The 20,189-nt window shown below is 63.7% G+C and carries 17 protein-coding genes and 2 pseudogenes; 8 read left to right on the plus strand and 11 right to left on the minus strand.

Annotation, left to right across the window (positions count from 1 at the left end):
- Positions 1-83: 83 nt before the first annotated feature.
- The 3 genes and pseudogenes from WT26_RS33860 to WT26_RS33865 all read right to left on the minus strand — a co-directional run bounded on the left by WT26_RS33860 (position 84) and on the right by WT26_RS33865 (position 1,688).
- Positions 84-745, minus strand: a pseudogene (locus WT26_RS33860) (methyltransferase family protein).
- Positions 746-854: 109 nt separating this feature from the next.
- The gene (locus WT26_RS38220) at positions 855-1,019 is read right to left on the minus strand and encodes a hypothetical protein (RefSeq protein ID WP_196774812.1); all 165 of its coding nucleotides are present in this window, start codon (positions 1,017-1,019) and stop codon (positions 855-857) included.
- A 249-nt stretch (positions 1,020-1,268) separates the two neighbouring features.
- Positions 1,269-1,688 (minus strand): HIT family protein, encoded by a 420-nt coding sequence (locus WT26_RS33865; RefSeq protein WP_069274989.1) that lies wholly within the window; start codon positions 1,686-1,688, stop codon positions 1,269-1,271.
- 278 nt (positions 1,689-1,966) lie between these two features.
- Here WT26_RS33865 and WT26_RS33870 point away from each other — a divergent pair, with 278 nt between their 5' ends.
- Both WT26_RS33870 and WT26_RS33875 read left to right on the plus strand, forming a co-directional pair.
- Complete coding sequence (locus tag WT26_RS33870) at positions 1,967-3,121, plus strand: hypothetical protein (protein ID WP_231130500.1); 1,155 nt, start codon at positions 1,967-1,969, stop codon at positions 3,119-3,121.
- Positions 3,122-3,377: 256 nt separating this feature from the next.
- Positions 3,378-4,778 carry a serine hydrolase domain-containing protein gene (locus tag WT26_RS33875; RefSeq protein WP_069274990.1) on the plus strand — a complete coding sequence of 467 codons (1,401 nt, stop codon included), beginning with the start codon at positions 3,378-3,380 and terminating at the stop codon, positions 4,776-4,778.
- Between the two features lie 56 nt (positions 4,779-4,834).
- On the opposite strand, the gene WT26_RS33880 is transcribed toward WT26_RS33875, so the two are convergent.
- The 4 genes from WT26_RS33880 to WT26_RS33895 form a co-directional block, all read right to left on the minus strand.
- Positions 4,835-5,458, minus strand: a complete 624-nt coding sequence (locus tag WT26_RS33880; RefSeq protein ID WP_069274991.1) for a glutathione S-transferase family protein — start codon at positions 5,456-5,458, stop codon at positions 4,835-4,837.
- 142 nt (positions 5,459-5,600) lie between these two features.
- A complete protein-coding gene (locus WT26_RS33885; RefSeq protein WP_069274992.1) occupies positions 5,601-6,071 on the minus strand; it encodes a DUF2269 family protein in 471 nt (156 codons plus the stop codon).
- The gene (locus WT26_RS33890) at positions 6,068-7,330 is read right to left on the minus strand and encodes an SDR family oxidoreductase (RefSeq protein WP_155774712.1); all 1,263 of its coding nucleotides are present in this window, start codon (positions 7,328-7,330) and stop codon (positions 6,068-6,070) included. The genes WT26_RS33885 and WT26_RS33890 overlap by 4 nt, the downstream gene beginning before the upstream one ends.
- Positions 7,331-7,446: 116 nt before the next feature.
- Positions 7,447-7,983, minus strand: coding sequence for a GbsR/MarR family transcriptional regulator (locus WT26_RS33895; RefSeq protein ID WP_069274994.1), 537 nt, complete (start codon positions 7,981-7,983; stop codon positions 7,447-7,449).
- A gap of 161 nt (positions 7,984-8,144) precedes the next feature.
- Here WT26_RS33895 and fabV point away from each other — a divergent pair, with 161 nt between their 5' ends.
- Entirely contained in the window at positions 8,145-9,347 is a 1,203-nt protein-coding gene (gene fabV, locus WT26_RS33900; protein WP_069274995.1) for an enoyl-ACP reductase FabV, read from the plus strand.
- A 67-nt stretch (positions 9,348-9,414) separates the two neighbouring features.
- Here fabV and WT26_RS36905 read toward each other — a convergent pair.
- The 3 genes and pseudogenes from WT26_RS36905 to WT26_RS33910 form a co-directional block, all read right to left on the minus strand.
- Positions 9,415-9,549 (minus strand): annotated as a pseudogene (locus tag WT26_RS36905) (short-chain dehydrogenase); the annotation flags it as partial.
- A gap of 4 nt (positions 9,550-9,553) precedes the next feature.
- A complete protein-coding gene (locus WT26_RS33905; protein ID WP_069274996.1) occupies positions 9,554-10,132 on the minus strand; it encodes a hypothetical protein in 579 nt (192 codons plus the stop codon).
- A 69-nt stretch (positions 10,133-10,201) separates the two neighbouring features.
- On the minus strand, positions 10,202-10,795 hold the full coding sequence (locus WT26_RS33910) for a class I SAM-dependent methyltransferase (RefSeq protein ID WP_059823609.1): 594 nt from the start codon (positions 10,793-10,795) through the stop codon (positions 10,202-10,204).
- A 607-nt stretch (positions 10,796-11,402) separates the two neighbouring features.
- Here WT26_RS33910 and WT26_RS33915 point away from each other — a divergent pair.
- The 5 genes from WT26_RS33915 (at position 11,403) to WT26_RS33935 (ending at position 17,844) form a co-directional block, all read left to right on the plus strand.
- Positions 11,403-12,686: a hypothetical protein gene (locus tag WT26_RS33915; protein ID WP_155123286.1), complete on the plus strand. Its 1,284-nt coding sequence runs from the start codon at positions 11,403-11,405 to the stop codon at positions 12,684-12,686.
- Between the two features lie 82 nt (positions 12,687-12,768).
- Positions 12,769-14,892 (plus strand): LodA/GoxA family CTQ-dependent oxidase, encoded by a 2,124-nt coding sequence (locus WT26_RS33920; RefSeq protein WP_059716370.1) that lies wholly within the window; start codon positions 12,769-12,771, stop codon positions 14,890-14,892.
- 38 nt (positions 14,893-14,930) lie between these two features.
- Positions 14,931-16,091, plus strand: a complete 1,161-nt coding sequence (locus tag WT26_RS33925) for an NAD(P)/FAD-dependent oxidoreductase (protein WP_063801109.1) — start codon at positions 14,931-14,933, stop codon at positions 16,089-16,091.
- Positions 16,092-16,529: 438 nt separating this feature from the next.
- Entirely contained in the window at positions 16,530-17,093 is a 564-nt protein-coding gene (locus WT26_RS33930; RefSeq protein WP_069274997.1) for an AidA/PixA family protein, read from the plus strand.
- Positions 17,094-17,271: 178 nt separating this feature from the next.
- Positions 17,272-17,844, plus strand: coding sequence for an AidA/PixA family protein (locus WT26_RS33935; protein WP_059716368.1), 573 nt, complete (start codon positions 17,272-17,274; stop codon positions 17,842-17,844).
- Between the two features lie 95 nt (positions 17,845-17,939).
- Here WT26_RS33935 and WT26_RS33940 read toward each other — a convergent pair whose 3' ends face one another.
- A complete protein-coding gene (locus tag WT26_RS33940) occupies positions 17,940-20,177 on the minus strand; it encodes a TOMM precursor leader peptide-binding protein (RefSeq protein ID WP_059716367.1) in 2,238 nt (745 codons plus the stop codon).
- Positions 20,178-20,189 lie beyond the last annotated feature (12 nt).

Here is a 20,189-nt window from a genome sequence, read left to right on the forward strand (position 1 = left end):
GCAGAGGTTCCGGCCCTCCGGAATCAGGTGCCGGCCGCGTCGCGCAAACGCAACTCGCGGTCGCGTGCGACGGGCAAAGCGGGTCAGTACACGCCGGGCAGCAGCCGCCAGGTCCGCGCGCAATACGCGTCGTACTCGGCGCCGAATTGCGCGCGCAGCAGCGCCTCTTCGGAGCGGATACGCGCGACGAGCGGCGGATCATCGTCAACACGACCAGCAGCACGCCGACGCCCGAGCGGAACGCGAGCGCCCAGCCGACCGAATTGACGAGCAGGCCGAGATAGCTCGGATTGCGGATGCGGCGGTAGATGCCGTCGGTCACGAGCGTATGGCCCGGCTGGATCGCGACGAGCCCGCTGAAGCGCTTGCCGAGCACGAACACGGGCCAGATGCGCAGCACGCCGCCCGCGACGTAGAGCGCAACGCCGGCCCAGCGCAGCGTTTCCCCATCCAGCGTCCAGACATTCAGCCGGTCGGTCAGCGCGGGCAGGTATGCGGCGGCGAAGCCGATCGCGCCGAACGCCGCGAGCACCCAGCGGTTGTCGCGGTTCTCGCGCTCGCCGCTGCTCAGGTTGCCGCTGCTGAAGGCCGCGACGACAGTCATGACGATGGTCGCGATCGCGACGACGGTCAGCGGCGGATGCGAGAAGAAGGCCGCGAACCCGCCGCTGCCGAGCACCGCGAGCCCGAGATAGACGAGCGTGGCGATGCCCGACAGGGCGGCGACCTTGGGCGTGAGCGTCATGGCTGCCTCGCTGGGACGAGTGTTTTCCGCAGAAGTATAGGACGGCGGCATCCCGGCGAGCCCGTGCCTGTTTTGCGGCCGTTTGTGCCCGATTACGGCCGGCGCCGCGTCAGCGAATCCGGAACGAGCCGCCGATCCCGACGCTGACGGGCGGCGCGTAATACGCCGGCGCATAGCCGTAGTAGGCCGGCGCGGGCGCGTAGCCGTACGGCGGCGCGACGTAGCAGCCGGACAGGCCGCCGATCAGGGCAAGCGTAATGAGAAGTCTGGACATGAGGGTTCCCGGTACAGGACGAACAACGCCGTGCGAAGGCTGCGCCGCGGGACGCGATGCGTCCGCTGCGAAAGGCCCGAACAGCAGCCCATATCGTCCGATGAAGCGATGAACCGAGTGTAGCGCCCGCGCGCTTGGGAGACGTTTCGCGCACCGTTACACGTGTTACCCGGGATAACCGCCGAAACACCCGGCGAGCCGGGCGCCGCGCCCTGCTCGCCGCATCGCCTGTCGCGATGCGCGCCCGCTTCAGACGAAGCGCGCGCGAATGCGCTGCGCGAGCGCTTCGAGCGTCGCCGCATCAGCGACGTCGCGCGCGTGCAGCTTCAGCGCAACGCCTTCCCAGCGCGGGATCACGTGGAAGTGCACGTGCGGAACCGTCTGGCCGGCTGCCGCGCCGTTGAACTGGCCGATGAACACGCCGTCCGGCTCGAGCGCCGCGCGCACCGCCGCCGCGACGCGCTGCGTCATGCGGATGCCGGCCGCGGCGGCATCGCCGGACAAGTCGAAGATCTGCGCGGCCGGCTCCTTCGGGATCACGAGCACGTGGCCGTCGGCCTGCGGCATCAGATCCATGATCGCGAGCGTCGTGTCGTCTTCCGCGACCTTCACGCACGGCAGTTCGCCACGAAGGATTTTTGCGAACGGGTTGTGGGTGTCATAGGCCATGGCAGGTTCCGATAAGCGTGAGTCCGGGATGTCGATCGAGTCCGGACGATTATCGGCCGACCGCCGGACGGATTTCAACCTGTCAGGTTGCGCGCGGCATGCATCGATGCACGCGCAACCTATGCGGCAGACGAAAGGAATAACCGTGTGCGGCAGTGCGTTTACGCACAGCGCCGCTTCGCGCCGCAACGCCGCGCGCGAGCCTGCGCCGGACACCCGTCGGCTGCGCAGGCCGGCAGCCCGGATGGTCTTTCACGATCGTCTACCGGAGTCATGCCATGGACCCTCTCCCCTCCTGTCGTTCCCCCGACCCGCCGGCCATCGCCCGCACGTCGCGCGCGATGGCGCGCACGCTACGCCGCGCGGTCTGCGGCGCCGGGCTGGTCGCGTTGTCGTCGGCTTTCGCGTGGGCCGACGGCGGAACGATCCTGCCGCCGTCGTCCGTCATCGCGTCGACGGTGCCGACGAACGGCGACCTCAACCCATACGGCATCGCGTTCGTGCCGCGCGGCGTGCCGAACTGGAGCACGCTGAAACCCGGCGACGTCGTCGTGTCCAACTTCAACGCGGCGTCGAACGCGCAAGGCACCGGCACGACGATCGTGAAGCTGTCGCCCGGCAAGACGCCGGCGACGTTCTTCCAGGGCAGCAATCTCGGCCTGACGACCGCGCTCGCGGTGCTGCGCAGCGGCTTCGTGCTGGTCGGCAACGTCCCGGCGCCGGACGGCAAGACCGTGGTCCCCCCGGGCTCGCTGCTCGTCATCGGCCCGCAAGGCAATCTCGTCACGCAACTGGCCAGCGCGGCGCTGCTCGACGGGCCGTGGGACATGACCGTGATCGATCGCGGCCGGCGCGTGACCGCGTTCGTCTCGAATGTCCTGAACGGGACGGTGGCGCGGATCGATCTCATGTTCGACAACAGCGACGGCGTCACGATGCTGCCGGGCTCGCGCATCATCGCGTCGGGCTACGTGAATCGAACCGATCCCAATGCGCTCGTCGTCGGCCCGACCGGCCTCGCGTACGACCCGAACATCGACGTGCTGTATGTCGCCTCCACCGGCGACAACGCGGTGTTCGCGATCCAGAACGCGGCGTCGACGAATCGCAACGGCGGCGTCGGACGCATGATCTACTTCGACGCGGCGCACCTGCACGGCCCGCTCGCGCTGGCGCTCGCACCGAACGGCCATCTCGTGACCGCGAACGGCGACGCGGTCAACGCCGACCCGCTGCAGCCGAGCGAGATCGTCGAATTCACGGTGGACGGGCGCTTCGTCGCGCAAATGCAGGTCGACACCGTCCCCGGAGCCGCATTCGGCCTCGCGTTCGGACTGGGCAGCCAGCGCCAGCCGCAATTCGCGGCCGTCGACGACAACACGAATACCGCGACGGTCTGGACCCTGCGTCCGAACGGCAACAATCAGCAATAACGCGGTAACCAGGCAAGCCGCCCACGCCAGAATCGGCGGCGGCCCATTCGATCTCAGGCGACGCGCAACCGGGGGCGCGGCCGAGGGACGCGTCGCGCGTCGACCTGTCTTTCCGTTCCGCCGGGGGAGTCCGCTCGATCCCGGGCCTTGCCTGGGGGACGGCGGCATCATGCGCCGCGACACTCGCGCGCGATTGCCACCGCCGGCCCGAACCTGCGACACTGCCGATCGTGACCCGACGGCAGACAACCCCAGCATGACGACACCCTTCAAGCCGCTGCTTCGACGCGCCGCCGCGCTCGCGCTGATCGCCGCGATCGGCTACGCGGGCTACATGCTGTCCCGGCTCGCGCCGGTCGCGACCGGCTATGCGGCGAAGGCGCTGTGTTCCGGCGTGTATGTATCGGGCCGCCCTGCCGCGTCCGTGATCGACGTCGACATCATGGCCGGCGTGCATCCGCTGCTCAAGCTGGTCCATCCGTCGGTCGACCCCGCCCGTCATCTGGCGCGCGCCACCTTCGCCGGCTTCGCCGGACGCGAAGCCGACTTCCGGCCCGGACTCGGCTGCACGCTCGCGATCGGGCCGTCGCCCGGCGCGTTGCCGGCCGCGCTGCCCGACCCGGCCCCGCCGCCCGCCGCGCCTGCGGCAGCGCCCGCGCCGGATGACGGCGTGGACGCGCACAAGCTGCAGGCCGCGCTCGACCGCGCGTTCGACGAGCCCGATCCGGCACGACCGCGGCGCACGCGCGCGGTCGTCGTGATGTGGCGCGGCCAGGTGATCGCCGAACGCTATGCGCCCGGCTTCACGGCCGACACGCCGCTGCCCGGCTGGTCGATGACGAAGACCGTGACGGCCGCGCTGGTCGGCACGCTCGTCGCGCAGCACAAGCTGTCGCCCGATACGTCGGCGCTGCTGCCCGAATGGCGCGGCAGCGGCGATCCGCGCGCGGCCATCACGCTCGACGAGCTGCTGCGGATGACGAGCGGCCTGCAATTCAACGAGGACTACGACGACCCGCTGTCCGATGTCGCGTTGATGCTGTTCACGCAGCCCGATACCGCTCGGTTCGCATCGGCGAAGCCGCTCGCGGCGGCACCCGGCACGCAGTGGTCCTACTCGAGCGGCACGAGCGCGATCGTCGCGCGCGTGATGCGCGAAGCGCTGGGCGGCACGGAAACCGACTATCTCGCGTTCCCCCAGCACACGCTGTTCGCGCCGCTCGGCATGGGCAGCGCGGTGTTCGAGCCCGACGCGTCCGGCACGCTCGTCAGCGCGTCGTACATGTATGCGAGCGCACGCGACTGGGCGCGCTTCGGGCAGCTTCTGCTGCAGGACGGCGTGTGGGACGGGCAGCGGCTGCTGCCGGCGGGCTGGGTACGCTACCTGACGCGCGCGACGCCGCAGTCGTCGCGCCAGGAGTACGGCGCGCAGCTGTGGGTCAAGGTGCCGGAGCCGTTCAACGATCGCGGCCCGCATGCGGTCGCGATGCCGGCCGACGCGTTTCATGCGGTCGGCCATGAAGGCCAGTTCGTGAGCGTGGTGCCGAGCCGTCAACTGGTGGTCGTGCGGCTCGGGCTGTCGCGGCCGGAGGCCGCGTGGAACCACGAGGCGTTTCTCGCGCGCGTGCTCGACGCGGTACCGGCGCGCAGCGAGTGAACGCGGCCGGGCCCGCGCGCCGGGGTGCGCAGGCCGCGGGTCGCGCAGCCTGCCGCTCAGGGATTCTTGCTGCCGCCATAGGCTTCGAAGCCCGGACGCGCGGCGAGGCGCTCGACATAGCGCGTAACCGCCGGCAATTCCGGATGCTCGAACGGCGTGCCGAACCAGCGGTTCACCGACAGGCCGATCGGAATGTCCGCGAGCGTGAACGTATTGCCGGCCACGTACGCGCCCGTCTTGTCGAGTTGCGCGTTCAGCACCTGCATGTGCTTCGTCCAGCCCGCGATCGACTGCGCGATGCCGGCCGGATCCTGGTGATCGGGCGACTTTCTCACGAGGCCCTGAAACGCGAATACCCACGAACGGTTCATGTCCGAGGCCTGCCAGTCGATCCATTGATCGACCCGCGCACGCGCCTGCGGCTCGGCCGGATACAGCGCGTCGCCGCCGTAACGGTTCGCGAGGTAGCGGATGATCGTGTTCGATTCCCAGAGCACGAAATCGTCGTCCTTGATGACGGGCACGAGCGCGTTCGGGTTCAGCGCGAGATAGGCCGGATCGTTGGTCGTGCGAAAACCCGCGCCCCAGTCTTCCTGTTCGAACGGCAGGTTCAGCTCGGTGCACAGCCACAGCACCTTGCGGACGTTGATGGACGGAATCTTGCCGAGGATGTGCAGCATGCAGTCTCCTTGTTCCTTTTGAGGTCGGGTACGGCGATTCCGGAATCGTCTGATTATCGCGGATTCTTTTCCATCGAATCCATCGATGATCGCGTTGCAAGCGAAAAATCGGGAAGCAGGATTCATCGTTTGCACGCCTCGCTCACATCGGCTTGAGCACCATCAGGAAGTAGACGGACAGCATCGCGAAGAACGCCGGATAGCCGAGCAGTTCCCAGCGCTTCGCATAGCGCCAGTAGCGCTCCGGCAATGCGGCGTCGCCGTTCGCATGCGCGCGCTTCGCCATCGATGCGAGTTCGAGCTGCAGCCACACGACCGGCAGCCAGCACGCGCCCGCGAGCAGGTACAGGCCGAGCGACGCGACGAGCCACGGCGTATGCCACGGCCAGCCGGCGGTGTGCGCGAGCCAGAGCCCCGATGCCGGCTGGAAGATCACGGCCGGCGTCGTGAACCACCAGTCCGCGCGCACCACGAGGCGCGACACGGCCGCGATCGCGGGCACCGACTGCGTGCGGTTCGCGAAGAACAGGTAGAACGCGGTGCCGAACCCGGTGCCGACCAGCAGCACCGAGGACAGGATGTGAAGCGCCTTGACGACGAGATAGGTATTCACGAACGCTCCTCCTCAGCAAACAGGATCAACAGGATCGCGAGAATCGGCACGTTCTTGAGCACGGGGCCGAACGGTTCCGCGAGCAGCGCCGGCATCGTGACCGCGATGACGGCCGAGTACGCGACGATCAGCGCCGCTTGCGCAGCCCACAGGCGCCGTGAAGGCGCGGCGACGGTCGCGATGCCGAATACGAAATCGAGCGCGCATGCCGCATAGAGCGCGGCCAGCGCGGAGATTCCGGTCAGGTGCACGTGCGCGAGCAGCGCGAGGCTCGCGGGCAGCGGATGGACGAACGCGCTGGCGATGGCCGTCCAGATCCACACGATCGCGAGCGAGCCCGTCAGCAGCGGACGCCGCCACGCCGCGAGCGCTTCGTGGCGCAGCGCCACGGCCTGCGCGCCGATGAACGCGCGCAGGCCGCGCGGCGGCCGGCCGAGCGCCGCGCTCGACGCGGCGAGCTCGCCGGTATTGCCGGCGCGCAGCATCGTCCACGTGTCGCGCGTGAACATCGCGCCTGGCATCCGCCCGGACAGCGCCGCCGCCGCGCCGCAGAGCGCCCCCGGCACACTGACGCGCATCGCAGGCGGAAACCCCATCGCGCGCCGGTAGATCGCGAGCATCTCGCGGTATTCGACTTCGTCGTTGCCGACCACGTCGACGATGCGGTCGCCTGCGGCGGGCCGCTCGATCAGCCGCGCGACGACTTCGGCGAGATCGTCCACGTGCACGGGGCGCAGCCGCTGACGGCCGCCCGCCGGCAGCACCTGCACGGGCAGGCTCGCGAGCATCCGGAAAAACCGCGCGGACGCGCCGTCCGTGCCGTAGACGAGCGCGGGCCGCACGATCCGGAAATCGATCGGCAGCGTCTGCAGGTACGCGTCGGCGGCGAGCTTGCTCGCGAAATACGCGGTATCGCCGCGTTCGACGCCCAGCGCGGAAATCTGGACGATCCGCCGGACGCCGGCGCCGCAGCACGCATCGAACAGCGCGCACGGCGCGGCACGGTGCACGGCGTCGAGCGTCGCGCCGCGCCGATCGGCGAGGATGCCGACCGCATTGACCACCGCATCGATCCCGTCGAGCCGCGCGCGCCAGTGTTCGGGCCGCACGTCGCGCGCATAGTCGATCGCGATCTCCCCGGGGCCCGCCGCCCGACGCCCGGCATGCACGCCGCGCAGCACGCGATGGCCGTCGGCGTCGAGCTGCGCGCACAGTGCCCGCCCGATGAAGCCGTTCGCGCCGCAAACCAGGATATTCATGCCGATGCCTCCGTCGCGTGCGCTGACCACATCGCTTTTCATCCTCTATTTACAGTTATTTCTGTATAAACAGAAACTCACACTTCAAAAAAAGCGGGCTGCGCGCCCGCTCCGGCTTACTTCGACGACGGCTTGCGCCTGACCGTCTGGCTGATCTTCGCGCCGATGCCGAGCGCCTTCATCAGCGTATCGGGCTTGAGCCGCAGCATTTCGTCCGACCAGGTCGTGAGCGTCTCGACGAACTGCAGCGTGTCGCGGATGCGCTGTTCGGTCTCGCGGCTCTCGTTCGCGATCTCCGGATTCGTCAGGCAATCGCGCAGCACCGTGAGCGTCGGCTCGATCTCGCGCTGCCGCCGCCCTTCCACGATCAGCTTGAACAGTTCCCAGATGTCGGTCGACGTCTCGAAGTGGTCGCGGCGGTCGCCCAGCACGTGCACGACCTTCGCGAGCCGCCACGCCTGCAGTTCCTTCAGGCTCGTGCTGACGTTGGAGCGCGCGACGTTGAGCGTCTCGGCGATCTCGTCGGCCGCGACCGGCCGGCCGGCCAGATACAGCAGCGCGTGGATCTGCGAGACGGTGCGGTTGACGCCCCACCGCGAGCCCATTTCGCCCCAGTGGAGAATGAATCGTTCGGCAATCGGTGTGAGTTCCATGGCGTGAAATTTAGGCATTTCAGTTATTTCTGTCAAGAGAGAAATGTCCGGCGGCGGGCCGGCGGGTTTTGGGGGAGCGCTTGCCGCGTCGGCCGCCGCTTCCTTTACAATGCGCGAACTTCGCCGTTTCCAGGCTTTCCGCTTTTACACAAGAGGGTTCCATGATCATCAAACCGCGCGTGCGTGGCTTCATCTGCGTGACGACACATCCGGTCGGCTGTGAAGCCAACGTCAAGGAACAGATCGACTACGTGACTTCGCACGGCCCGATCGCCAACGGCCCGAAAAAGGTGCTCGTGATCGGCGCGTCGACCGGCTACGGCCTCGCCGCCCGGATCTCGGCCGCCTTCGGCGCGGGCGCGGACACGCTCGGCGTGTTCTTCGAGCGCGCCGGCAGCGAAACGAAGCCGGGCACGGCCGGCTGGTACAACAGCGCCGCGTTCGAGAAATTCGCCGCCGAAAAAGGGGTCTATGCGCGCAGCATCAACGGCGACGCATTCTCCGACAAGGTCAAGCAGGTCACGATCGACACCATCAAGCAGGATCTCGGCAAGGTCGATCTCGTCGTCTACAGCCTCGCGGCGCCGCGCCGCACGCATCCGAAGACGGGCGAAACCATCAGCTCGACGCTCAAGCCGATCGGCAAGACGGTCACGTTCCGCGGCCTCGACACCGACAAGGAAGTGATCCGCGACGTCACGCTGGAACCGGCGACGCAGGAAGAGATCGACGGCACCGTCGCCGTGATGGGCGGCGAGGACTGGCAGATGTGGATCGACGCGCTCGATGAAGCCGGCGTGCTGGCCGACGGCGCGAAGACGACCGCGTTCACGTATCTCGGCGAGCAGATCACGCACGACATCTACTGGAACGGCTCGATCGGCGAAGCGAAGAAGGATCTCGACAAGAAGGTGCTGTCGATTCGCGACAAGCTGGCCGCGCACGGCGGCGATGCGCGCGTGTCGGTGCTGAAGGCCGTCGTCACGCAGGCGAGCTCGGCGATCCCGATGATGCCGCTGTACCTGTCGCTGCTGTTCAGGACGATGAAGGAAACCGGCACGCACGAAGGCTGCATCGAGCAGGTGTACGGGCTCTTCAAGGACAGCCTGTACGGCGCGACGCCGCATGTCGACGAAGAAGGCCGCCTGCGCGCGGACTACAAGGAGCTCGATCCGCAGGTGCAGGCGAAGGTCGTCGCGCAGTGGAACCACGTGACGAACGACAACCTGTACGAGCTGACCGACTTCGCCGGCTACAAGACCGAGTTCCTGCGCCTGTTCGGCTTCGAGATCGCCGGCGTCGACTACGACGCGGACGTGAACCCGGACGTGAAGATCCCCGGCATCATCGAAGTGTCGGCCTGAGCCCGGGCTGCATCGCGCCCGTCGCGCGCCGCGTGGCGCACGACGGGCCGCTTGACGCGCGGCGCGCTCAGAGCGCCGCGCCGTCCTCCAGATAGACGCCCGACGACAGCGCCTGCTTCACCTGCCGGGTGCGTTCGTCGGTGGCGACCTCTTCCGCCCTCGCCTCGATCGCGTCGTACGCCTGGCGCGCAGGCGTGCGGCGAGCGTCACCGCACGTCGCGCGCCGCATCCCAGAGATCGCGTGCGCCCAGCGCCGCGTGCCACGCGTCGAACTGCGCGCGCCAGGATTCGAACGGCTCCGCCAGCGGATGGCGCGGATCGTCGCTGAGCGAATACGCCATCCCTTCGATCAGCCAGCGCGGCTTGGTCGCGACGGCCAGGTTGCCGAGCACTTCCGCCTGGCGGTGATGGATCAGCTCGTGCGCGAGAAAATAGGTCTGCCAGCCGCGCGGCGCGACGACCACGCCGGCATTCCCGACCGCTTCCGCCGCGCGCCGCCCGAGGCCGAACGCGTCGGCGCACGCTTGCGTCGCGCAGAACACCACGCGCGGCGCGGCGTGAAATTGGCCGGTGACGGCCGCCGCTCGCGCATAGCCTGCGCCGTACAGTTGCCGGGCTTCGCCGAGCTTCGCGGCGTCGTCGATGCAGATGTCCGCGTCCGGGCATGTGACGCCGGGAACCAGCGCGGGCGCGACGACGCGCAGCGGCTTCACGAACGCGAATGCCGCGATCGGGAGCGCGATCAGGAGACCGGTGACGGCGACGGCGAGGTGTCTGCGTTTCATGGCGATGGGTGAAGGGTCGTCAGCCTGACGACAGGTTTCAGTTGGCTGGAGAAGCACGACGGTACACCATCACGATGCGCGCTGCACGATCAGGCGATGCACGCGCTTGCCGGACGACTGGTTAACCGTTTCCGTATCTGAAACGACGGTCGCATTGCGCATCGCCGCGGTGACCAGCGCCGCGTCGAACGACGCATACAGCCGTCCGGACGCATCCCGCCGGCTCTCGCCTTCCGACACGCGCCAGCTCAGGTAGAGCACGCCGCCCGGCTTCAGGATCGCGAGCAGGCGGCCGCACGCGTCGCCAATCTCCTCGGGCGGCAGATGCATGATGACCGTCTCGCACAGGATGTTGTCGAACGACGCGTCGTCGATCCCGTCGAGCGCGGGGAGCGCCGCGTTGAGGAAGCGCAGATGCGGATAGCGCGTGCGCGCCTGTTCGAGCAGCCCCGGCGATGCGTCATAGCCTGCGGCGGGAAAGCCGTTCGCGTTCAGCCACGCGACGTCCCGCCCGGCGCCGCAGCCGATATCCGCCGTGCGCCCGCCCGGCGCGAAGTGCCGCATCAGCAGCGCATACATGTCGGTGGGCGCGGGCTGGTCCTGCCATTCGTCGGCAAACGCCTGCGCCGCCGTGTCGTAGGTGTCGATCGTGATCCGGTCCATTCAATCCTCCGTTCCTGACGTCGATTCGATTGAAGACAGCACGACCTGAACCGGCTTGTGCAGATGCATGCCGCGAGCGCGCATTCGAGCAGTTCGTGAGGGCGCATGCCGGCGTCGCCGCCAATGCCGTTCTTGCAGGTGTCCGCGACGATCCGGTGGCGGCCGGACGTCAATGCGACGCCGTAGCGTTCGCCGTGTCTCGTGGCAGTCGCCATGCCGGTCTCCGGTTCAGGGGCGCATACAGATTACGCGCCGCGCGCGAGCGGGAAAAGATGAGTGACTGTTCCGGTATCGGGGGTACTACGCACCCGGGGTCGAATCAACCACTCATTTCTTGTCGTGTAATCACATGTAATTGTTTCAGCGATGCCATCGACCTATTCTTCGGCTCGATCGGGTCCTTCCGTACATCTCTACCCCAATGGCAAGAAAACAAGGTCCGAGACCATATCCAGCGCCGTAATTAATTTCGACAACCATCAATCAAACCGCAACACTGAATCGCACCGCAATAGCGTCAGGCTGATTAAAGCGCGAAGACGAACGCGACTCCTCGCGCGGTGCCCATGCATTGTCCGACAGAGAATTGAATCGACCGGAGGAACAAATGAAGAGCATTGCCAATTGGACAGCAATCGCCCTGGCCGGGTGTTGCGCTTGTTTCAGTCAGTTCGTGTCCGCGGCGCCGGCGGTGGTTTGCCCTGCACCCGACGCGTGGTTTGCATCCGCTAACGTTCCCGATCCCGACAGTAAAATTCCGCCTCCACCCGATAAAAACAACCTGAATTGCCCGTTTCACCAATTTTCCTGGAACGCGTTCCTGTGGCTTACCGAGCCGCTGAAAAACGGCTTACCTCGATTCGAGAGCTTTTACTCCGACGCAGCGATCGATCCGACGGCGAAGAATCCCACCGAACACGTGCTTGACGGGGTGCAACAAGCGGAATCGCTCGGCATCGTGGTTGATCAGGGCGGCCGCGCTGTCTATACGAACATGTACATCAACGATGTTTACCGCAATTTTGCCATCAACAATCAACTGTACACGCGTGAAGGCATGAAAAAGGCCTCCGCCGACCAGAAATTCGAGATCGGCGCCATATCGCTGAAGGCTGCATGGAAAATCGTCGGCAAGAACGACGACGTGAGCCGTTTCTATACGACCACGGCGAAGATCAAACTGCTATCCAAGGTAGGAAAGAGCGTCAACATTCAGCCGAATGCCCAATCTGTCGACGTCACGGTCGCCCTGGTCGGATTTCATATCGCGTGGGTCGCCGAGGGTCACCCGGAGGCTATCTGGGCTACGTTCGAGCATGTCGACAATGCGCCCGACCTCAGCGCGAATCAGAATAAAGATCAGCCAGTCTCAACCAAGTCCTTCACGTTCTACAAGGCCGGCACCCTTCCTGCCGATTGCAACCAAAACAATGCATCGCAGATCCAGATCGACGAGAACACCCAAATACTGACTCCCGTCACTCAGGTTTGTCGGCAATACAAAACCGGGGGTGGCGACATCTCGAATATCGGCGACATCGAATTATTGAATGCAGAAGTCCAGAAACGCCTGAAGGAAAAAAATTCCGTCTGGCAGTACTACAAGGAGGTGGGAGCGGTCTGGCTTTCCGGCAAACCAGCCCCGACACTCCGCCCCAACTGGAGTCCGAACATCGATCCGTCAATTGTTCGCGGATCCTCGAAACTCTCCAATTCGGTCATCGAAACATTCACGCAAAAAGACATCAGCAAGAATCAGTGCTTCAGTTGTCACAACACGATGGGACTCACGAACACCACCGATTTTTCGTTGATGTTGCCGGGCAAGGATATCAGCACCAGCCATATTCTTTTGCTCAAGTACCTGAATGCCAAGCAGGTCAAAAGATAGCTTAAACAGCGTGTCGCTGCAGTTCGTCAGCGCAAGACGGCAACATCTTGCGCGTTCGCCATGAAGATTCAAGAGGCCTGCCATGTCAAACACGAAGTTACGCATTCATCCCGCTATCGGAATCGCGCGTGTCGGTAGCAGCCCCGAATACTATATTGCGCCGGAAACCTCGGCCGGGCTGCCGATTGCCGGACAATCCGTTACGGGAGGGCTCCCCATCAAGCCGGGCACCGAAGATACAACGATCACCAGCAACGACCTGCGCGATGGCCAAGGGCGTCTCAAGCGGCAAGCTGCTCGCTTCAGAATCTATCAGTACAGCGACAATGTCGGCTCAGGCTACCCCACCGGTTCCGGCACCGAAGTCGTCATCGGCTCGCTGGTGGACGGCAAGCGCGTGAAGGATATTGTGTGGACAGTGCACCTTGCCAACAAGAAGGCCAACTGCTGGAAGCTGGAGTCGGATCCCGCCGGGCTTGACGCTTACAAAGATGGCAATCGCCCGCCGCTACGCAATAAGGATTTTGCCGGCACGTCCGATCCTTCAAACAAGACGCGGCTGCGCCAACTCGTAATCGACGCAGGGCCGCGTGCGATCAAGGCATCCGACGGTAGAAGCATTGCATTCGATAACACCACGCCGGCATACGATGGCTCTACAGGTGAAATCGTCAAGGTGTCTCGCTATCCACAATCGTTTCCGGCATCAGACGGGGCCGGTCCGTCCGAGGGATCCATCAGCCACCCCATTACCACGCTAGGCGAGATGACCACGGAAACCAACGGACGTCTGATCGTTCTGGGCGCATACGGTCTGGCGTGCGGTTTCGATTCCCAAGGCAAGGCGAATCCCGACGCACCCGTGATACACGATGTCGATAACGACAATTGGCTCGACGATACCGCTGATGGTCCAGTTAGGGCCGTGCTTATTTTCGATGACAACAGCCCGCGCCCGGTGGACAGCAGTGCGTGGGTGGTTTCGACAGATCCGTCATACGCCCCGCAGACGAGAAACGTCGTCTCGGTGTGGGATGAAGTCTCGACCACCTGGATCGAAAAATTCGGATTGAGACCCGATATCTACAGCAATGGCCTTTACCAGAGCAATTTCCGGCCATCATTCAATGAAGATATCTTCCCGATACTTCGAGCGGCTTCCATGCAGAGGTGGAATACCAATCTGCCCGACGACGCGATCCGCAGTCACGACAATATCGAAAAGCTTCCGGTCGACCCGCGGCAATACATCGATATCATGCCCTACATTCGGAATCCGGATTCGCATTCTCCTGAGCTATCGACAGGTTCACCGTTAATGCCACTCGCGCTTGGCGACAACCAGAAGAGCTTTCTGACGCTGACTACCGCACAGTACTTTTTCGTGAAGCAATGGTCCAACGGCGAATGCATCCCGTCGAATTCGGCGCCGCTCGGCCCTGGCGAGGCGCTCGACAAGAGCGTCCTCTCGAACTGCCTGGGAGGACGCTTCGGTCCTGGAATCGAACTGACCTTCATCGTCCGCGATCCGCATTTTTACAAGCCGAACTGGCAAGATCCCGGAGTCGGCCCTTTCCGCATCAATATGCGCAATCTCGATTACAGGACTGCCACCGCAAACGAACCATTTCTCGGTGTCGGCTACATACCGAGCGGGAGCGATCCGGTCGAGCCAGGTGATCTCTGCAAGTTCATGGCGATTCCCTGGCACACCGACTACAACTCATGCGCGACGCATTTGCCCGATCCCAATCCGGGCGGCGAGCTGAATCCTGATGGCAGTAACCTGTATAGCGGGGTGAACACGACCTTGTACTGGTCGTGGCCCGCGCAACGGCCAGTGGCTGTCTACACCTATGAAGACCTGGTCGCGAACGACGGAACGTTGCCCGTTCAGCGTTACTCCGTACGTGGTGAAGGCACCGACGCACGTCAGTTGCACGAACCCCCGGTTCAGTTGCCCCCGCCCAAGGAATACAACTCGCCAGCGATGAATGTCGGGCGCTATCAAGACCGTCGCGGCATCCTGCTCGATTGGGACAAGATCGGCTTCGTCATACAGGGGGTTGCAATCGACGGCTACCCTAAGGGTTATCCTCAGGATTACTACCTGGAAGTGCAAAGCCTCTTCAAGAAGGATTACAGCAACCTCGTTCAACCTTGGCCCAATTACGTTACCGACTCACTCAGCCCGCCAAATGACTGACGAGGTCGCGAGACATGCTTTCCTGATGGGTCACACACATGCCAACCATTGAAAGATCGGCCTTGCCGACGCCACGCAAAGCACGCTACCAGATCGCCGTCATCGGAGGCGGCCCCGCGGGCAGCAGCTGCGCGCTGGCGCTGGCAAAGGCCGGCGTCACCGACATTCTGGTCGTTGAAGCCGGTTCCTATGCCGAAGCGCGGATCGGGGAGAGTATTCCGCCGGAGAGCCGAATACTGTTCCGACACCTGGGTATCGACGGCGCATTCCTCGCCCGGGAGCATGAGCCCTGCTACGGCAGTTGCTCGTACTGGGGCAGCGACAAGCGCGGATACAACGATTCCGTGCTGAGTCCTCACGGGCACGGCTGGCATCTCGACCGACGCAGGTTCGACGAGCACCTGGCATCACAAGCGCGCGCCGCAGGAGCCGAATTGCTTACGGGGAATTCGCTCCTGGCGTCAGAGCCGGACGACAAAGCCGGATACACGTTGAGCATCGGACGCGCTGCGTGCGCTGCGTCACGTGTGCGAGCGGATTTCGTCGTTGATGCGAGCGGCGCACGCTCTGTATTTGCCAGGCAACGCGGCGCAAAGCAAATTGATTCAAATCCGCTGATCTGTATCGCAGCAAGGATCCCGCGGCCGGACGCCAGCGCGCCCTCTTCAAGGCTGACTCACCTTGAAGCGGTAGAGCATGGCTGGTGGTACCTCGCGTCCGTGCCCGGCAATATCGTCGTCGTCATGCTCGCAACGCATGCACACACGGTCCGAACGATGCGACTGCATCAAACGGAAAACTGGCATCACATGCTGCGCGCCGCACAGCGCACATGGCGACTCGTATGCGACCTGGGCCTGGATCTGCACGATTTGCGCTTGAAGTCGTATCCGGCGCCGTCCTACCGTCTGGACCGGCTGTACGGCAATCAATGGCTTGCAATCGGCGATGCCGCATCAGCCTACGATCCCATCACCGCTCAAGGAATCATCAAATCGCTATCGAACGGTGTTTCTGCGGCGGATGCCATTCGGAATCGGTTGAATGGAGACCCTCATGCGCTGGAGGCGTTCTCGCAAATAGTGCATGCGCAGTATCATCAATATCTGCATATGCGCCATCACTTCTATTGCCTCGAGCAGCGTTGGCCGGAATCGGACTTCTGGCGACATTGTGCGCAGCAATCGAACCTCGCATGAAGCCTGGCCGCGACGTTGCTCTTCTGCTTCAACTCCGTCAGGCACCGGGATGTTCGCCGTTCGGATTCTTTCGCCAGTGTCATGGGCTTGCGCACGACGAGAAGATCAACGCCGCCCGGAATGATCCCCTTGGGTTTTGTATCGCACGAGCGTCCTGAAGAAAGGTGATTGCGGGCGAATGCGTCATCGACACCATCATTTCCGCCATAGCGAGATGACCAGGCCATGCTGCGAACGAATGGCCCATTTCCGGCCCAAAGCGGGCTGTAATCACGTGTAATCGATTCGCGCGTCAATCCACCTTACGCTGTCAATACTCTTCCGCAAGCCTTGATTTCTCCGAAGGTGCAGCATTGCTGGCTGGAAGAGGTGCGAACACCACGAGCATCAACACTTAGCACATTCTTTCTTCAACGTTAAAGCGTGAAAGGAGCTGTCATGCCTGAGATTTTGAGTACCTACAATATCGTAGATGTCCTTACCGCGATCGATGTGGAAAAAATCCTGAGCGATCTGCCAGCCAGTCAGCTCAGCAAGAATCCCCAATACCCGACCACGCTGAAAAGCAACGGTCACGACGAGATCTACATGATAACCACTGACAAAAACGTCATTTCCGGCCAGGCCGGAGATGCTTTGAATGTCAGTGTTGACGTTAACGATATTATTCGCTGGCGCACCACTTCGCTTACTGTAGTAGCAGACTACAGGTGCATCATTTATCAAGTCAAACTCAAAAAAAACATCGAAGGCGCCCACCCGGACTACCCTCTGTTGAGCGACCCGCATTTTGCACACACCTACCCGAGCGAGCCCGACCCCAAACCGGGCTGGCCAAACAATGGTGTGGAAAAAAGAACAAGTTCAGATTACTTCTGGCACTCCACCGCGCAAAGTGAAGGCACCGCCATCTATACATTTGTCGTGGCCATTTACAAGCACAACTCAGTCGAGCCACTGGGCTACTTCTCCTGGGATCCGAAAATCACCATCCGAAACTGAGCCCGGACCAGCACCTTGAATGCCGCTAAACCCAGAGTGGGGCCACAGATAGTCGAGCAGTCGAACCAACGAAGCCACATTGGCGTCGCGAACGTGAACTGGAAGATGAGCGCCAAAACCATAGGCGTTGCTGCCTGGCACGTCATTTTTTCAAAACTCAAATCTGAAAGGAACTGCCATGTCTCAAAAAAGCACCTACAAGATCATTGATGTCCTGATCGCCTTCGATGTCGAAAATATTCTTAAAAAACTCGACGGCAGCCCGCAAAGCCGAAGCAAAAATAATCCACCCAGCCTTGGGAGCAACGTAAATAGTGTCTACATGATTACGACTATTGCGGATGCCGTATATGGCTTTGGCCAAGGTCCGTATCAGGGTCTGGACGAGGGTGAGGCCGGAAGCAATTTGAGAATCAAGGCTGAAGTTGAAGATGTCATCCGCTGGCGCACCGTTTCGCTTACCGACCAGGCGGACTACAAGTGTTTTTTATACCGCTTCAAATCTTACGGCGCCAATCTGTTGAGCGACGTACATTACCTCACTACCAACATCAATCAGCCTTACCCCCTGCAGGGCTGGCCCGACAACAACCTTGTGGGCGAAGAAAAGCGTGCGGATTACTACGCGCAGGCCACCGTACTCGCTCCTGGCACTGAAACCTATGCATTTTACGTGGCCATTTATGACCGTCACGCGCAACCGAAAGGCTACTTCTACTGGGATCCCTATATCAACATCAGCAACCGGTAAGCGCAAACCAGCGGCACAAGGCGGGTGGAGTCAGCCCGCCCGCCACTTCCATCTGCCGGGGTTACCCAATTTCCTCGGACAGGCAAGCCGTCAAGTCAGAGAAACAGCAGCGCCGGATTCAACGCCGATTCGCGTCGCGGCTCGTCGCACCAACCCAACTCCACCGGAACCGCATAGAGCCGTCGCGCACCGAAACGCGGCCAGAAATGGCAAAGCCCCGGCGCGATCACTTGCACAACAGACAACCCGATATCGGGCCGCGTCTTGTCGACGACGAGCACGTCCATTCCGGCTGCGGCGATTCGCCCGACGCAATGTGCGATGGCCTCCGACAACGTGGCCGCGTCGACGGGCTGCCACGTCGAGCTCGTCGTGCAGCGCACGCCGTTCGCCGGATACAGAAATTCAGTCGCGGAAAGCTTCGCGCGATCCCACGGGTGCGGTGCATCCGCCGCGACATCGAGCAACTGGTTGACTTCGGTCAGCGCACGCTGCACGGCGATGCGGGCGTCCGGATGACAGCCGAAGCCGATCGAGAAGCGTCCGTCGACCGGATTCTCCGCAAGCGCGGCCACTGCCGGCACGCCCAGATCGTGCGTGATGTCGAGCGCCCACATCCGCCACCCGAGCGTTTCGTATTCCTTCACGAGTGCATCGAAATACGGATCCGCGAAACTCGCGAGATCGATGCCCGGGCGCGGAATCCGGTTGTACCACCAGATCGCGACCGCATCGCGCTCGATCAATTCGAGCATGCCTTGCAGAATCGCCTCGTCGAGGTACGATCCCGCCGCGCAGCCGTTGGGGTTGTGCACGCATGTCACGTTGGCTTGCGCGCTGCCGGGCGTTTCCGCATAGCAGTAGCTCAGCGGCACGAGACGGCGTTTCCCCGTCACGAGCGACCAGGCAGGCGTCCAGTCGATGACGTCGTGCGCCATAAAGCGCGGCGGCACTTGCTTTCGAACGTCGCTGGTCAGTGCGTTGATGGCCTCGCGCTCGTCGAATTGCCGTTCGCTGAACTGCTGAAGATCGTTGACGTGTATCGGTTCGGCATCCCATGCCGGATCGGCGAGCAGCGCTTCGATGCTGCCGGTCACCGTCGCTTCGTCACCCTGATAAACGCTGCTGAATCGCTCGAGTGCCTCGCACAGCGCGCTCACGCGGGCTTGATCGTCGGTGCGCCCCTTGCCGGAGCAGATCCTGTCGAACCGGTTGCCGCTCGGCACGGCGGCCGGACACACGAGAAAACCCGACGCATAGACTTTGCGCAGCCCGGCGTGGCGCTTCGGCATCGGGTGCAGATAGGCGATCGCGCCGCTGAGCGGCGAGATCAGATGCGCATAGCGCTCGAACACCTGTTGCGGATCGGCGGTACGGTAGCCGCCGTCGGCATGTTTCAACAGCGTGTGCCCGGCAAGCTGCGGCGCGCGCGCCGCCTGCTCGCGCATCCACGTGGGATTGCCGCAGCGCGGACATTGGGGCCGCCTGAGCACGCGGTGCTGCTCGGTGGCGAGCGTGTCGATGCGATGCGACACGATACGGGTTCGCGCACGCTCCGCTGCCGCGCGGTTGACCGCTATCTGCTCGACTGCCGCCGCAACGAGCGCGGCTGCCGCGGCGGCCCCGGCGCGTGAAACAGCCCGCGGCAAACGAATCGCGTCGCTGCCGTGATGGCGAGCAAGCAGCGCCTCGACGGGCCGATTGATGCGAATCCAGTAGCGCACGCATTCGATGCACGGCGCGTCGGCGAGCGCGCCGTCGCCAGCCAGCAGCGGCCCGACCAGCGTCTGGACACCGTTCGCCGCCACGACGAGCAACGCCCCGCCACGCGACGCAATTCGCGCGGCGAAATCGGCCAGATCGTCGCGATCATGGGAATCGGCGATCGCGATGGTCAATTCGGCGTCCGGCACGACGTCGATGCCTGCCGTTGCAAGCGCCAGCTTGAGCGGCGCGTCGTCGGCGCCGAACGCTTCGACCGCGACGCGAAGCTGCGCGATGCGCGCGCAAGCGGCGTCGCCGTCGAGTCCGGCACGTTCGAAAAAGCCGCGCGCCGAATCGTCGTCGTGCGGCGAGTCGGCGCGCACGTACCCGCGACGCACCAGATGATCGAGTCCGGCGAGCACGTCCCATTCTCCGAACGTGCCGGCGAGCGATGTCACGATCTCGGCGATCGTCATCCGCGCGCGCAAGCAGGCGGCGATCCGCACGAAGATCGCGCCTGACAGCATCGCGCGCCTGAATTCGTCGACGATGAACAACGTCTCGGGCCCCGCATCGAGCACGAGCAAATGCGGCTTGAAGCGCAACACGCGCGAAAAATCGTCGAGCATCGTCGGGTTCCG

The sequence above is a fragment of the Burkholderia cepacia genome (assembly GCF_001718835.1).
In the GTDB taxonomy this organism is placed as follows: Bacteria; Pseudomonadota; Gammaproteobacteria; order Burkholderiales; family Burkholderiaceae; genus Burkholderia; species Burkholderia cepacia_F.

Bases quoted from the DNA above. Each gene is read 5' to 3' on its own strand.
- WT26_RS38220 (WP_196774812.1), bottom strand. From the start codon at position 1,019: ATGTCCAGACTTCTCATTACGCTTGCCCTGATCGGCGGCCTGTCCGGC.
- WT26_RS33865 (WP_069274989.1), bottom strand. From the start codon at position 1,688: ATGGCCTATGACACCCACAACCCGTTCGCAAAAATCCTTCGTGGCGAA.
- WT26_RS33870 (WP_231130500.1), top strand. From the start codon at position 1,967: ATGGACCCTCTCCCCTCCTGTCGTTCCCCCGACCCGCCGGCCATCGCC.
- WT26_RS33875 (WP_069274990.1), top strand. From the start codon at position 3,378: ATGACGACACCCTTCAAGCCGCTGCTTCGACGCGCCGCCGCGCTCGCG.
- WT26_RS33880 (WP_069274991.1), bottom strand. From the start codon at position 5,458: ATGCTGCACATCCTCGGCAAGATTCCGTCCATCAACGTCCGCAAGGTG.
- WT26_RS33890 (WP_155774712.1), bottom strand. From the start codon at position 7,330: ATGAATATCCTGGTTTGCGGCGCGAACGGCTTCATCGGGCGGGCACTG.
- WT26_RS33895 (WP_069274994.1), bottom strand. From the start codon at position 7,983: ATGGAACTCACACCGATTGCCGAACGATTCATTCTCCACTGGGGCGAA.
- fabV (WP_069274995.1), top strand. From the start codon at position 8,145: ATGATCATCAAACCGCGCGTGCGTGGCTTCATCTGCGTGACGACACAT.
- WT26_RS33905 (WP_069274996.1), bottom strand. From the start codon at position 10,132: ATGAAACGCAGACACCTCGCCGTCGCCGTCACCGGTCTCCTGATCGCG.
- WT26_RS33910 (WP_059823609.1), bottom strand. From the start codon at position 10,795: ATGGACCGGATCACGATCGACACCTACGACACGGCGGCGCAGGCGTTT.
- WT26_RS33915 (WP_155123286.1), top strand. From the start codon at position 11,403: ATGAAGAGCATTGCCAATTGGACAGCAATCGCCCTGGCCGGGTGTTGC.
- WT26_RS33920 (WP_059716370.1), top strand. From the start codon at position 12,769: ATGTCAAACACGAAGTTACGCATTCATCCCGCTATCGGAATCGCGCGT.
- WT26_RS33925 (WP_063801109.1), top strand. From the start codon at position 14,931: ATGCCAACCATTGAAAGATCGGCCTTGCCGACGCCACGCAAAGCACGC.
- WT26_RS33930 (WP_069274997.1), top strand. From the start codon at position 16,530: ATGCCTGAGATTTTGAGTACCTACAATATCGTAGATGTCCTTACCGCG.
- WT26_RS33935 (WP_059716368.1), top strand. From the start codon at position 17,272: ATGTCTCAAAAAAGCACCTACAAGATCATTGATGTCCTGATCGCCTTC.
- WT26_RS33940 (WP_059716367.1), bottom strand. From the start codon at position 20,177: ATGCTCGACGATTTTTCGCGCGTGTTGCGCTTCAAGCCGCATTTGCTC.